The sequence below is a fragment of the Flavobacterium sp. genome (assembly GCF_004295795.1).
In the GTDB taxonomy this organism is placed as follows: Bacteria; Bacteroidota; Bacteroidia; order Flavobacteriales; family Flavobacteriaceae; genus Flavobacterium.
The window spans coordinates 14,964-27,854 of record NZ_SEBR01000034.1; the positions used below are offsets into that span (position 1 = coordinate 14,964).

Consider the following 12,891-nt stretch of genomic DNA (forward strand, 5'->3'; position numbering starts at 1 on the left):
CTTACTTATAACACGCTCAAAACTATTATGGCCTTCCATAAAAAAAGCCGCCAAGTGGCGACCCTAATTTTTCAATAATCTTTCTATCGTTTATCCAGCAACCTCTCCAAATAAGCATTCTTTTCTTTCTCAGCCTCAACGAGCCTCTCATATAACTCCACAATCTTATCAACAGGATTAAAATTGTAAACCGGCCCGAAACTTTGACCTGAAGCGTTATCGCCAAATGTATTGAAGTAAGTAATCATATTCTCCTCCGAAAAATTCTTCACGGCCTCCAAACTAACCCCAAGAGCATCGGCAACCTCTTTTAATCGAGATTCCTCCACCTCCTCGCTATTCTCCAAAATGGAAATAGTCTGTTGGCTAACGCCGAGCGCCTGTGCCAAGGCATCTTGTTTCATGCCGCGCAGTTCACGGATGCGCGAGATCTTACGGCCGATGTGTGATTTAGAAGGAGTTTCCATGGTGCGAAAGTTTGTTTCGTAAAGATAGGGAATTTGGCAAACTGGACTGTCTGTAAGTTACCAACAATCGAATTGCAATTGCCTTATACCAGTTAGCGTCACCTCCTGTTGACAACAAATTGTATGTTGATTTTTTGTGTGAACCTTCCCGAAATAAAATTTTTCACACGAAATTTGTGTAACTTTCCCCAAAAAATAACTTATTACACAAAATTCGTGTAAGTTTATTATTTTTACAAAAAGTTACACAATATGGAAAAAAATCAGAGTGTCCGCTCCTTATTTGGTTTGACCCACGCCGAAATGGCTATGCTTCTTGGCGTCGGTATCAGCCACTACTCCATGTTCGAATCGGGTCAACGCGATATACCGCTCGCGGCCAGGCAAATCCTAAATGAATTGTTGGCGCACCGTCAGGCGAGTCAGGCGAAAGCCGAAGCAAAACAAAAAGGGACTGCAAAACCCGATGAGTCGCAACAAAAACACCTGAAACGCCTGCTTTTGGAAAACGAATACCAAAGCGCGAAACTCGAACGTGAAATCGCTGCCGTCGTGCGGAAAAAAGAAAAGAGCATCGGAATACTGCAGTTGCAGGATTTTTTTGCTTCGCTCGACAAAAACGAGGTGGCCGCTGTCGCACTGGCTCGCGTTCCGCTGGCTGGTAAAACGGCTAAAGCGACCAACACAGATTGCGATTCGGTGTTAATGAAGCTACGCATCCGCCAGGAACTGCTTGGCGTCGAGAAAAATTATTTGATTTCCAAGCTCAAAAGCAAGTAACGCAAACGGGGAAACTTGTCATTTTGCGTCATAAATCTCGCGATTTCGGTCAACTTTCTGTCGCTTGGCGGAAAAAAATGGTTTGGCTAAAACGTCACGCGGCGGAACTTCCGACAGTGTAATAATTAGGAAAGCAAAGAACCACCATTGTCGTTTTGCGTTATAGTAATCATAAACTCCAAGGCGCACCAAACAAGATTGCCTACCTTACAGTAACAAATGCCCGCCGGTACAAAGATGACGGATGTCAGTTCGCTGAGGAGGCTGTAACGAGGAGAAACACTTTCAATCCGTTCGTATTTCTCGAAACTCAACGCCGGCACTTTGCAAGAAGTGGAATCCGGTCAGCAACACAGCGGGTCGGCGAGCATTTCAAAACAGAGCCTCATTCGTGGGGCTTTTTTTAATCCGAAAAACAAAAAACAGATGTCAGATAAACCAAAGGACAAGGCCTACAATGGAGGCGAAAACGAAAAAGAACTCCGTCGGCAAAACAAGGAAACTCCAACCGAAAAAGCGCAGAACGCCCGCGAGCACGATGAACCGAATCGTGAAAAGGAAAGTGACTGATGTAACTTTGAATCGGCCATAAAACTTTCAGAGGCGTTTCCGCAGTCGAAAGTGGCAACTACCTTGCTCCTATCCAATATATTTCCTCGTTTAGCCTTGTCAATTTGGTCGACGACGGCAGTAACGACGTTGCGGAAAATTCCCGACGATTCAACTTTCGTAGCTTCCTCGGGTTTTCGATTTAAAAAGTGATCTGAAAAAATTCATTTTGTGTCGTATTGAATTAGCTGCGACTGAATCGGCAGTATGTCAATCCAATCGGAAAATCAGGTTCCGATCTTCGGTTTTATCGACGTTCAAAGCATTCTTGGGCGTCGTCATCCACCCTACCTGATTGATGACGAACTTAAACGAATAGTCCTTTTGTCGTTCGAACTGTGATTTGGGAATGGAAATTTCAAAGCTGCCGTTCCCTTTCGATGTCATTTTGTACTTTTCGTCCGCTGGATTCCAGTCGTTGAAAGATCCTACGACCGAAACAGTTTTTATCAGTTTCCAATCAAGATTTTTCGGATGCGAATAAGTAAAGACAACCGCATCTTTCGTTAGCCGATAACCGTAACTGGTCTTTTTGGTCTGGCTTTCCGGTTTCAGGTCTTCGGCGATTTCGAGAACGGCATTGAACAGTTTTCCGTACGTCTCGCGTGTGTTTTGGTTGACTATGATCACGATTCCCAATTGGCGTTCGGGAAAGGCCGCGAAAAAAGTCTGGGTGCCATACGTTCCGCCTTGTTTGTGACACAATTTGCCGTTGTCTGCCACTAGGATTCCGTCCCAAAAATAACCGTTCCAGTTTTGGTCGCTGTCAGAAATGTTGCGCTGCGTCTCCACGGCCGATTTTTCTTTGCTCAACTCAAACTTCATGAACTGCATCAAGTCTTGAAGTGTGGCACTTCTGTAGCCGCCCGCGCCCCAAAGTTGGGTGAACATGGCCGGCATTTTGTTGCCTTTTCCGGCGTATCCGTTTGCTATGCCTTTTCCAGTTTGGGAATTGCGTTCGGCATGTTTTATTTTCAGTTTCGCAAAAAGTTGTTCGCGCAATAGCGTCTCGAAAGCTGTGTGGTAGACATTTTCCAGAATGACCGCCGTCAACTCCAGGCTCGTGTTGCTGTATTTTTCGACCGTACCCGGAAACGTGTCGAGTTTTACGGTCTTGAGTTCTTCGAGAAATTGCGTTTTGCTGTAAGCTTCATCTCGTCTTTTCAGATAAAAAACAGTGCTGTCGTTTTCGTTTTTGCGAAGTTCGGAATTGTCCGGCAACTCTTTGTTGAAGGCCGATCTGAAGGCGACGAGATCCTTGATCTTCACCGGAACTTTTTTGTATTCGAGATTGGGATAAGAACCGTTCAGATACTTCCGGATATCATCTTCCAAACCAATTTTGCCTTCCAGAACCGCTTGCGCCAACAAAGTGCCCGTAAACAATTTGGTAACCGACCCTATTTCGAAAAGCGTGCTGTCACTGGCTTTGTTGGATTTTCCTTTGTCGATTTCGCCGAAATGCCTGGTGTAAACCTTGCCGTTCTTGAAGATTCCGATCGAGACCGCGTTCGCTTTCGTATTCCGGAGCAAAACTTCGGCATTTTTGTCTGCTGTGGCCGCAATTTTCCCATCGATGGATTTTGAATTTTGCGCAGGTAGCATGCAGCCCAAAAATAACAGCAGCAAGGCAAGGGATTGTTTCATTTTGATTGTGATTTTGATTGATGTCGGATCAAAATTAGGAATAAAATTTTCGAAAAAAAATTGTTCCCACGTCGCATACTTGCGCTAATCGTACAATCGCAACCGCGTTTTATGTAATACGCGAAGATTTGGCTTGTCAGACTTTTACACAAAATGCCGAATCATGAAATCTTTCTTTCGCAACAACGGTTTGTCCGTAGCTTTTTTAGTGTTATTCCTATGCTCTTTCGTCGGACAAATTTATTTCGGACTCGAGGAATTCAACAAGGAAGTTGTCGAAGAAGGCGGCAATGCGGTTGCTTTGGGCGACTATCTCATGTCAGGACACTTCGTGGAATCGACCTTTGAGAACTGGGAAAGCGAATTCCTGCAAATGGCCTTGTTCATCGTGCTGACGATTTTCCAGCAGCAAAAAGGATCGTCCGAATCGAAAGACTTCGACAAACCGGAGGAAGTCGACCAGGAACCGGACCGCAGCAAAAAGGATGCGCCTTGGCCCGTAAGAGCCGGAGGATGGATGCTCAAACTTTACAAGCATTCGCTCACCATCGCGTTCGCACTACTTTTCCTGATCTCGTTCGCACTTCACTTTTACGGAAGTCTCGATGACGAAAACCTGCACCTGTCGCTCAAAGGCGAACCGCTCCAAACCGCAGCCGACTATTTTTTGGACTCGCGTTTCTGGTTCGAGTCTTTCCAGAATTGGCAAAGCGAGTTCCTGTCGGTTTTCGCAATCGTTTTGCTCTCGATTTTTTTGCGGCAGAAAGGTTCGCCACAATCCAAACCTGTCGACGCTTCCAACTCGAGAACAGGCGAATGATTGCGTCCAGATCCTGCCAAAAACGATTGGCGTCAACTTGGACACTTTCTGTTGCACTTCTGCCATAAGTTCTACAAAGACCACTTGATGTCGAATGCCGCTTGAGGATCGTGAAACCAGATCTCGCCCGAAATCTTACATCCAAAACCAATTTTACTGCAACGCCAAAAACCAGATCGGCCACTACATTTGATTCGCTAAAAAACAGAATTATGCTCAAAAAAGGCCAAAAAGTGAAACAGGAATTCGGAACCCAAACCATGGAAGTCATAGGATTCGAACCCGACCTGATCGAAAACGTCATCACGCAATGGGAAGACGACCAAGGCACGATCGTAACGGCAAAATTCATGGAATCGCAACTCGAAATCGTGAACGACGCCAATTGATCGTTCAAAAGTGAAATCAGATGAAAATCAACCTCGGATGCTCGTCCTTTTACAACGCCAAGTGGAAAGGCGTTTTCTATCCCGAAACGATGGCGGGAAAAGACTGGTTCGCGTTCTATTGCGAGCATTTCGGGACTTTCGAGATCAACGCGACTTTCTACAAAATGCCGACTTTACGCGTGATGAAAAATTGGTACGACCGCTCGCCCGACGCATTTCTATATTCGGTTAAAGCGCCAAAATCCGTCACGCACGTCAAGCGTTTCGAAGATTGCAAGCAAGACATCGATGCCTTTTACGAAGTGTGCCGCGACGGATTGCGGGAAAAACTGTCCTGTGTGCTTTTTCAGTTTCCGCCTTCTTTTTCATATTCCGAGGAACGGCTTCAAAACATCCTGCAAAATCTCGACTACGGTTTCAATAACGTTGTCGAGTTCCGACACGCGAGTTGGTGGCGCGAAGACGTCCAAAAACTACTGTCGGATAAGAATGTGATTTTTTGCAGCGTGAGCCATCCGAACCTTCCTTCGGAAATCATCAGCCAAAACGGATCTTTTTATTTGCGCCTGCACGGCGTTCCGAAGATGTTCTATTCCGAATATCCGGAAACTTATCTCAAGGAATTAGCCGATGCGACCAAAAACCGGAACGGCTTCGTATATTTCAACAACACGGCCGATACTGGCGGAATTTTGAATGCATTACGATTCAAAGAACTTTCACAGTAAAATCCATTCTCGTTCCGAATCTGCAATAGAAAGAGCTACATCAGCACACAAATCGCCATTAACTACTGAAATTTAGATAATTAACTTTTGTTGAGGCGAGATCCGACGCAATTCTCATTACATTTAAGGAACCAAAAACAATCTTGCTTTTTCTCCGTCGGGAAAAAGAGTATCCCACACATTTTGCGTTCTCCGTGCCGCTCTTTCCAGACGCGGTTTTTTTGCGTCGCTTCATTTTGGATCGCAACACATGCCGGTGCGCTAACGACTCCCAACTAGTATTCTCTATTATTAATTTTAAATCTGATTTTTATGAAAAAATTATTTTTTTTGATCGTACCTGTATTGCTACTCAGTTTCAAGGCGCCGAGTGAAGCGCCAAAAACAGCCATGAAAGCAAAAGCGGCCAAGGAAGTCGTGCAGGGTTACAAAGTTTGCGTGCGCAGTTGCTCGGCAACCGGAATTAGGACTTATCTGAGCCCTGTGCCAGCAGGAACAACCGTTTACATTCACGTGAACGGCGTTTTGGTAGGCACCGGAACGTCTTATACGGTTCCAACCTCAGCTTCGGGAATCACGTATTCTGTTATGTCTGGCGGATTCTATGCCATTATCGCCGGCGCTACCGTCTCGCAGTTGCAGGCAGTGTGCGGCACCGTCAACCCTTGCGTATGACGCTGAAAAATCCAGGTTTCGGGTTACGACGATCGGAAACGGCGAAAGCTATCCACACGGATAGCTTTTTTTATGGAATCTATCGGAAATGGATCAGGCCTGAAGTTTTCTTGACTCGACAATCAAAAAATGACCGATTCGCTCAGCAATCAGCCATTTTCCGTCGCGGCGCACATAGTTGTCCTCATAACGCACGCTGTAGTCAGAAAGCACTAATCCATCTTGGGTTTCGCGAACCATTTTAAGTTGGGCATAAGAAATTCCTGAAGCCTTTTCACCGTCGATTTCGACCGTGTGTTGTCCGTTCAAAGTGAAATACGATTTTACGGCCGATGCGTGTGCACTGAACTCCTTTTCAAGATTGTCAGTTCCGGTGGTTTGGGCGATTTGCACGCCGTTCATGAATACCGTATAAGTGGCTTCGGGTACAAAAAGTTGCATCACGTTGGCAATTTTCCAATCGTCTCCCAAATAGGCGTAGGCGTCGATCAGGTTTCTCAATTCTTCTTTCGTTTTTAAAATCTCGAGTGTCATATCTGTATTTTTTGTGCTGCCGCTTTGTTGCAGACAGCTTGTTTTTACTATCGACAAAACTATCTTATCTTTGGTTACATTTTGTTAGTCGTTACCTAAAGGTTAGCGGATAACATCGACATTATCGATATGGAAACCAATTCAAAAACCACTGACAATAAAGCCTTTACAGAAGAATGCACCACAGTGCTCATGGCTGTGAGCGACGCGCTTTACGCCATAGGAGGCAAATGGAAACTCATGATAATCATCGCTATGGCAAGGGGAAACAAACGTTTCAGTGAGTTGCAGCGACAGGTTACCGGAATTTCTGCGCGCGTGCTTTCGAGCGAACTGAAAGAATTGGAGCTGAACGGATTTATCGTAAAGAAAGCCTCCGCGACTTATCCGGTGACGATCGAATACGAACTGCTTCCTTACAGCCACACGCTAGAGGAATTGGTCACAGCAATGACAAAATGGGGAATGCAACATAGACAGAAAATCCGACAGGAAAGATCCGGAAATTTAAGCGGTAAAAAATCCTGAATTTTAAAACAACGGCTGATCTTAAATCCCAAATCGATTCTCAAAACTCACGATTCAACAATAACAAAAATGTACGACTACACTTTCGAATATTTCGGAGAACCGAAAGACATCACCGACGAATACATCGACAAGCAAATCGCGATCGCCCAAAGTAACCTCATCCAAAACCTCGAAATCACTTTGGACGACATCGGCCGGCGCACCCAAACGCCAAATGTCAATTATGACGGGAAATCAGGCACGCGCATCGAATATCTGATAAGCCAATACGAGCGAAAACTACAATGGCTCACGATTTTTTATGATTCTGACAGAAGTTACCTCAAAATCACTTCGGATGTTTATCTCGGACAAGACTGACAATCGAGTTCTTGCAATCAAAAAGTGACCAAATAAAAACGCCATCACTTGAGCGACGGCGTTGTATGCGTCCCGGAAACCAGGACAGGACATTGGTTAGGCAAGTATTACTTCTTGACGATTTTTTTGTAGACTTTTTGTCCGTCAACCGTTACGCCAAGCAGGTAAACTCCAGAAGCAAGCTCGGACACATCGATGTTCGCTCCCGTTTCCCCGCGTTTTACGACTTTGCCCATAACATTGGTCAATTCATATTTTACGGCTTCGGAACCCGCCACTTCTACGTTGAAGATTTGCGAAACCGGATTTGGGTAAACGCGCACTCTCGACTCCAAAGAAACCTCGTCGGTCGAAAGCGGGTTGGAATAGTTGATGTTGAAAGCCAGCGTTTGTTGGACATCCGGAGCAGAAAGCGGGCTTCCCGTGTCGAGCAGCGAACTGAACGTATCGGCAATCGCGTTGTATTGGGCCGCATTTCCGCTGCCGCGCGAATCTACAGTCGTAGTCGGAATGAACTTGAAGATCGCATTGTTTACGGACTTACCGCTGTATTCGATCCAATAAACACCTGCAGTCAAAGTCGCGCTCAAATTGGCTCTGAGTCTCCAAACTCTGCGGTTTTCAGTAGGCGGCGTTCCCGGAGTCGGCACTAACGTGTTGCTGATACGAAGAATGTACATATCCTGGCTGTTTGCCGCGTCAAGAATGTTCGCTGTCATGTTTCCGGCTACGATAGTGGAAGTATTCAGATAAGGAAATCCGCTCCAGATGCGAACCTTGAGTTCATTTACAGGTGGCGTGCTTCCCAAATAATCCAATTGATAGCAGTAGACGTCGACGCTGCTCATATTCCAGGTTTGGGAAAACGGCACCGTGAAATCGTCAAAAACCCTAAGGTTGACGTTCGAGTTGTTGTAATAGCCGTCAAACCCGTGGTAATTGTTGGTTTGGGTCGTGTTTCCCGCGGCGTTCTGCAATTCACTCCATTGATGTTGGGCCGGAATTGTAGGAGCCGCCACACCACTTTTTGTAGTTGTTCCCGTCGTAATCGGGCCGCTGCTATAAGTTTGTTGCGCATTCACTGCCAATGCAAAGGCAAGTGAAAAGGATAAGCTGAGTAATTTTGATTTCATGTAATTTTTTGTTTTTCTTTTTTAAAGCTGATTTTCGACATACCCTATTTTTAGAGCAGCGGCAAAACTAGGCTATCTGATCGGTTTGGCAAAAAATTAACACACCTTAAAGGGCGTTTTCGACAAAGTGCACAAACAACCGATTATCGGAAAAAATTACATTTTCAGCTTCGGATAAATCATCGAATGTCTTCAAAAAACGCTCGCGCTATCCAAGTGCGCGTTTACGGAATCAACTTCGCCTCACGCAGTTTGTCGAACAGATCGAAAAAAGAGGCTTCGGTTGGCTGATACGCCGTAAATCCAAGTTTCCGGCTTCGCGCCATATCAGTCATGACTTCTATCGGACGTCCCAAATCAAGATCGGTGTGCCAAGCGGTTGAGATTTTCGTCAGATCGCTTTCCTGTAAGTTGTGGCATTCGGCAATTTTCGTCCACGTTTCGGCTTCAAGCGCAAGCCTTTCGTCAAGCGGACGCATTGTTCCATTGTAACCGTCAATTTCAAGTCCGAAATAATCGGCGATTTTTTGCCACAGCCATTTCCAGCGAAACGTGTCGCCGTTCACGATGTTGAAAGCGGTATTTTTCGCTTCGGATGTTGTTGCTGCCCAAAGCAATTGGTCGGCAAGAATTCGCGCATCGGTTACATCCGAAAGACCATTCCATTGCGCTTCCGAACCCGGCCAGACGAACGGCGATCCTTCTTGCTTGCAGATGCTGGCATAAACCGCAAGTGTCGTCCCAAGATTCATCAGGTTTCCGACGGCATAACCAATCAAAGTATGCGGACGGTGCACGCTCCAGGTGAATCCGTCGCGAGCTGCCGCAGCATAAACTTCATCTTCCTGCGCATAGTAAAAATTGTCGAGATCCAGACGCGGCTGTTCCTCGCGCAAAGGCGTTTGAGGCAAAGTACCTTCTTTCGCATAAGCTTCGAACGGCCCGAGATAATGCTTGAGTCCGGTGACCAAAGCGACGTGCTTCACCGATTTTTTGACCGAAAGCACATCGAGTAAATTGCGAACCAAAGCGCTGTTCACGCGAATATTTTCCAGTTCGGTATCGTTTCGCATCCATGTTGTGAAAAAGACGTGCGTAGGTGCGACGTTTTTGAGAGCTTCGGTCAACTGGTCGATGTCGAGAAGATCGGCGGCGATCGCCTTTACGCCATCCGGATTGTTTTTGGACGAACGCGACAAGCCGTAAACGTACCATCCGTTTTCCAATAATTTCGAAGCCAGATTGCTGCCGGCCATTCCCGTTGAACCTACGACAAGCGCGACGTTGTCGGTACTTTGATGTTTGTGGTTTTCCATGTTTGAACTTTTCCACAAAAGTAGTGCGGACACATCGGCAGGAAAATGTCCTAAAACATCGAATCGGGTTGATCTAGATCAAGTATTTACTGGAAAAGGACGAGTTTTTTGAGACGGCTCACGGTTGCGGCGGTAAGCCCGAGGTAAGACGCCAAAAGGTTTTGTGGCACTCTATTCACAAGTCCGGGATTGCTCTCGAGAAGTTGTCGGTATTTTTCTTCGGCCGTTAGCATGTGCGCATTCACCAACCTACGTTCTTTCACGATCAGGCTATTCTGGAAAAGCAGTCGGAAGTATCGATCCATCACCGGGACTCGAAGTGTCAGGTTTTCAAAATCGTCGGCGGTGATCTGCAGCAATTCGGAATCTTCCAACGCATCGATCGTATATTGGGCCGGAACGCCGCTGAAAAAACTGTTCATATCAGACGTCCACCAGCCTTCGGGCGTAAATTGGTTGATGTGCTCTTTTCCCTTCGCGTCGCTATTGTACGATTTCAAAAGTCCGCTCACCACAAAAGTCATATACTGGCAAACATAGCCTTCCTGCAAAAGCAGTTTCTTCTTTTTGATTTTCTTCGGAACAAAATACTGCCTCACGATTTCCTTTTCAGATTCGGAAAGCGCAATTTTTTGCTCCAGATGTTCGAATAGTTTGTCGTGCATAAACGCCGTGTTCGGATAAAACGTCATAAAAGTAAGCATTCACGGTCGGAGTTCCTCGCGCAAACTTTTCGGACAGTTCTCGATTTTCTGATCGGAATCCATCTGACATAAAATCTTGGCAACCGCGCGCTTTTTGCCAAATGGAAAATCCGACCCAAAAAACGATTCCTACCTTTGCGATATGGAACAATTCATCGATCACATCCTACAATTCGGCAATCTGAACAAACAGCAAATTGCGCTTGTCGAAAGCAAGGCAACCACATTGGAACTTCGGGAAGGCGATTTTTATTGGGAAGCCGGAAAAACGGTCAACCGAATAGGATTTCTTACCAAAGGCATACTTCGGATTTACTATTTTACCCAGGACGGAAAAGAGCACACGCGCTACTTCATCGACGAGAACCACTTGATTCTCGACGGCCCGACGCCCGGCGGACACTACATTCCATCGGAATATCTACAGGCCATCACAACCTGTGAAATGGTCGTATTCACACAAAAAGACTGGAAGGAAATCTCGCAGATAATCGTGGGTTGGGACGGGATTGTCCAAAAAATAGTGGCGAAACACCACCTTGAAAAACTCGACCGCCGAAGCGAGTTGGTAGCTCAGGATGCGACAACGCGATACCGCAGTTTCCTGGAGAAATTTCCGTCGGTAGCGCATCGTGTGCCTTTGTCATTTATCGCCTCGTATCTTGGAATTACCCAGTCTTCTTTGAGCAGGATCAGAAAAAACAGTCGCTAGAACGCTTTTTGCCAAATGGCAAGCGATTCCGTTTTTTACCGTGCAACCTTTGCCTTGCAACTCTAAAACAGTCCAAAATGGAACTACGCAAATTAGGAAACGCCGGCTTGGAAGTTTCCGCAATAGGATTTGGCGCGATGGGATTGAGTTTCCCAAACGCACCCACAAAGCAGGAAAACATAAGACTGCTGAGAGCGGCGGTAGAACGCGGCATCACTTTTTTTGACACCGCCCAAGGTTATGGCGACAACGAACTGTTGCTTGGCGAGGCATTGCATCCTTTTCGGAACGAAATCGCGATCGCGACAAAATTCGGCTTCAAGGACGGAAATGTAAAATTCGGTCTCGACAGCCGACCCGAAACCATAAAAGCGACCGCCGAGGCTTCCTTGAAAAGACTGCGAATTGACGCGATCAATCTATTTTACCAACACCGATTCGACCCAAACGTCCCTATCGAAGAAGTCGCCGGAACAGTCAAGGATTTGATCGATCAGGGAAAAGTGAGATATTTTGGATTGTCCGAAGCGAATTCCGAAACCATCAGGAAGGCGCACGCCGTTTTGCCCGTAACGGCGCTGCAAAGCGAATACTCCATGTTTCACCGGGAACCGGAACACGAAATCATCGCGACAGTAGAAGAATTGGGAATCGGTTTTGTGCCGTTCAGTCCGTTGGGAAAGGGATTTTTGACGGGCACGATCAACGGAAACGTCACACTCGAAACGACCGATATCCGAAACATGTCGCCTCGCCTGAGCAAGGAAAACCGCGAAGCCAATCAGGAGCTGGTCGACTTGGTCGTCTCTGTCGCAAACGACAAAAATGTCACGCCCGCGCAAATCGCGTTGAGTTGGCTGTTGGCGCAAAAGCCGTTTATTGTTCCTATTCCGGGAACTTCGAAAATACACCGACTTGAGGAGAATCTTGGTGCGGCTGGGGTTTCACTGACCGCTGACGAGCTTTTTAAAATCAATTCGGCTCTTGCGACTATTCAGATTTTTGGGGAACGATATCCGGCTCAAATTCAGGACGCTACAAAACGGAAATAAAGATTTATTTATTTTCAGATGGTTTGAATTGCTCATTAGCGAGTTTTGTTTTTGGAGCTTTTTCCGGCTACCTGGCACTAGCTTTTTTGCAAAAACCGGTTTTTCTTGGGTTTAAAACGAGCTTCCTGCGGTCGCTGTTTTAAACTTAGAAAAATTCGGTTTTTTCTGCAAAAGGCTAGTTTGCCCGCATCCGGGCTAGGGATTGTTGTAAGACGATCCTTTTTTCTTCATTTTTATTCATTTTGCCCGGAACCTTTTCTCGCTCTCGAAGCCTAAATAAAAATAAGCTTCGCTTATTTTGCTTTTTTCGGCAGATGCGCTGCCGCAGGCTTTGATTTTGATTCGTCGCCTGCCAGCGGGGCTTACTTTTACTTCATTGATTTTTATTGTTTTTTAAAGGATTCAGTGAACCTCGTTCCTCGGTTTGCCTCGCC

The 12,891-nt window shown here is 46.1% G+C and carries 16 protein-coding genes; 10 read left to right on the forward strand and 6 right to left on the reverse strand.

Features of this window, described 5'->3' with window-relative positions; genetic code table 11:
* Positions 1–83 precede the first annotated feature (83 nt).
* Positions 84–467 carry a helix-turn-helix transcriptional regulator gene (locus EOO49_RS18275; protein ID WP_290848358.1) on the reverse strand — a complete coding sequence of 128 codons (384 nt, stop codon included), beginning with the start codon at positions 465–467 and terminating at the stop codon, positions 84–86.
* Positions 468–719: 252 nt separating this feature from the next.
* Here EOO49_RS18275 and EOO49_RS18280 point away from each other — a divergent pair, with 252 nt between their 5' ends.
* Together EOO49_RS18280 and EOO49_RS18285 are read left to right on the forward strand one after the other, a co-directional pair.
* Positions 720–1,247, forward strand: a complete 528-nt coding sequence (locus tag EOO49_RS18280; RefSeq protein ID WP_290848360.1) for a hypothetical protein — start codon at positions 720–722, stop codon at positions 1,245–1,247.
* 426 nt (positions 1,248–1,673) lie between these two features.
* Positions 1,674–1,817 (forward strand): hypothetical protein, encoded by a 144-nt coding sequence (locus tag EOO49_RS18285; protein WP_290848362.1) that lies wholly within the window; start codon positions 1,674–1,676, stop codon positions 1,815–1,817.
* A 249-nt stretch (positions 1,818–2,066) separates the two neighbouring features.
* Here EOO49_RS18285 and EOO49_RS18290 read toward each other — a convergent pair whose 3' ends face one another.
* The gene (locus tag EOO49_RS18290) at positions 2,067–3,503 is read right to left on the reverse strand and encodes a serine hydrolase (protein WP_290848364.1); all 1,437 of its coding nucleotides are present in this window, start codon (positions 3,501–3,503) and stop codon (positions 2,067–2,069) included.
* Positions 3,504–3,666: 163 nt separating this feature from the next.
* On the opposite strand from EOO49_RS18290, the gene EOO49_RS18295 reads away from it, so the two are divergent.
* The 4 genes from EOO49_RS18295 to EOO49_RS18310 all read left to right on the forward strand — a co-directional run bounded on the left by EOO49_RS18295 (position 3,667) and on the right by EOO49_RS18310 (position 6,115).
* Positions 3,667–4,323, forward strand: coding sequence for a DUF6766 family protein (locus EOO49_RS18295; protein WP_290848366.1), 657 nt, complete (start codon positions 3,667–3,669; stop codon positions 4,321–4,323).
* Between the two features lie 212 nt (positions 4,324–4,535).
* The gene (locus EOO49_RS18300; protein ID WP_290848368.1) at positions 4,536–4,712 is read left to right on the forward strand and encodes a hypothetical protein; all 177 of its coding nucleotides are present in this window, start codon (positions 4,536–4,538) and stop codon (positions 4,710–4,712) included.
* A 20-nt stretch (positions 4,713–4,732) separates the two neighbouring features.
* Complete coding sequence (locus EOO49_RS18305) at positions 4,733–5,440, forward strand: DUF72 domain-containing protein (RefSeq protein WP_290848370.1); 708 nt, start codon at positions 4,733–4,735, stop codon at positions 5,438–5,440.
* A 312-nt stretch (positions 5,441–5,752) separates the two neighbouring features.
* Complete coding sequence (locus EOO49_RS18310; protein WP_290848372.1) at positions 5,753–6,115, forward strand: hypothetical protein; 363 nt, start codon at positions 5,753–5,755, stop codon at positions 6,113–6,115.
* Between the two features lie 93 nt (positions 6,116–6,208).
* On the opposite strand, the gene EOO49_RS18315 is transcribed toward EOO49_RS18310, so the two are convergent.
* Positions 6,209–6,649 carry a nuclear transport factor 2 family protein gene (locus EOO49_RS18315; RefSeq protein ID WP_290848374.1) on the reverse strand — a complete coding sequence of 147 codons (441 nt, stop codon included), beginning with the start codon at positions 6,647–6,649 and terminating at the stop codon, positions 6,209–6,211.
* 129 nt (positions 6,650–6,778) lie between these two features.
* Between EOO49_RS18315 and EOO49_RS18320 the strand changes: the two genes are divergently transcribed.
* Complete coding sequence (locus EOO49_RS18320; protein WP_290848376.1) at positions 6,779–7,177, forward strand: helix-turn-helix domain-containing protein; 399 nt, start codon at positions 6,779–6,781, stop codon at positions 7,175–7,177.
* Positions 7,178–7,246: 69 nt separating this feature from the next.
* Positions 7,247–7,540, forward strand: coding sequence for a hypothetical protein (locus tag EOO49_RS18325; RefSeq protein WP_290848378.1), 294 nt, complete (start codon positions 7,247–7,249; stop codon positions 7,538–7,540).
* A gap of 107 nt (positions 7,541–7,647) precedes the next feature.
* Here the strand turns inward: EOO49_RS18325 and EOO49_RS18330 are convergent, their stop codons facing one another.
* The 3 genes from EOO49_RS18330 to EOO49_RS18340 form a co-directional block, all read right to left on the reverse strand.
* Complete coding sequence (locus tag EOO49_RS18330) at positions 7,648–8,673, reverse strand: T9SS type A sorting domain-containing protein (protein ID WP_290848380.1); 1,026 nt, start codon at positions 8,671–8,673, stop codon at positions 7,648–7,650.
* Positions 8,674–8,897: 224 nt separating this feature from the next.
* Positions 8,898–9,989 carry an SDR family oxidoreductase gene (locus EOO49_RS18335; RefSeq protein ID WP_290848381.1) on the reverse strand — a complete coding sequence of 364 codons (1,092 nt, stop codon included), beginning with the start codon at positions 9,987–9,989 and terminating at the stop codon, positions 8,898–8,900.
* Positions 9,990–10,075: 86 nt separating this feature from the next.
* Positions 10,076–10,654 carry a Crp/Fnr family transcriptional regulator gene (locus tag EOO49_RS18340; RefSeq protein ID WP_290848382.1) on the reverse strand — a complete coding sequence of 193 codons (579 nt, stop codon included), beginning with the start codon at positions 10,652–10,654 and terminating at the stop codon, positions 10,076–10,078.
* 181 nt (positions 10,655–10,835) lie between these two features.
* Between EOO49_RS18340 and EOO49_RS18345 the strand changes: the two genes are divergently transcribed.
* Together EOO49_RS18345 and EOO49_RS18350 are read left to right on the forward strand one after the other, a co-directional pair.
* On the forward strand, positions 10,836–11,405 hold the full coding sequence (locus EOO49_RS18345; RefSeq protein WP_290848383.1) for a Crp/Fnr family transcriptional regulator: 570 nt from the start codon (positions 10,836–10,838) through the stop codon (positions 11,403–11,405).
* Between the two features lie 77 nt (positions 11,406–11,482).
* Positions 11,483–12,457: an aldo/keto reductase gene (locus tag EOO49_RS18350; protein WP_290848384.1), complete on the forward strand. Its 975-nt coding sequence runs from the start codon at positions 11,483–11,485 to the stop codon at positions 12,455–12,457.
* Positions 12,458–12,891 lie beyond the last annotated feature (434 nt).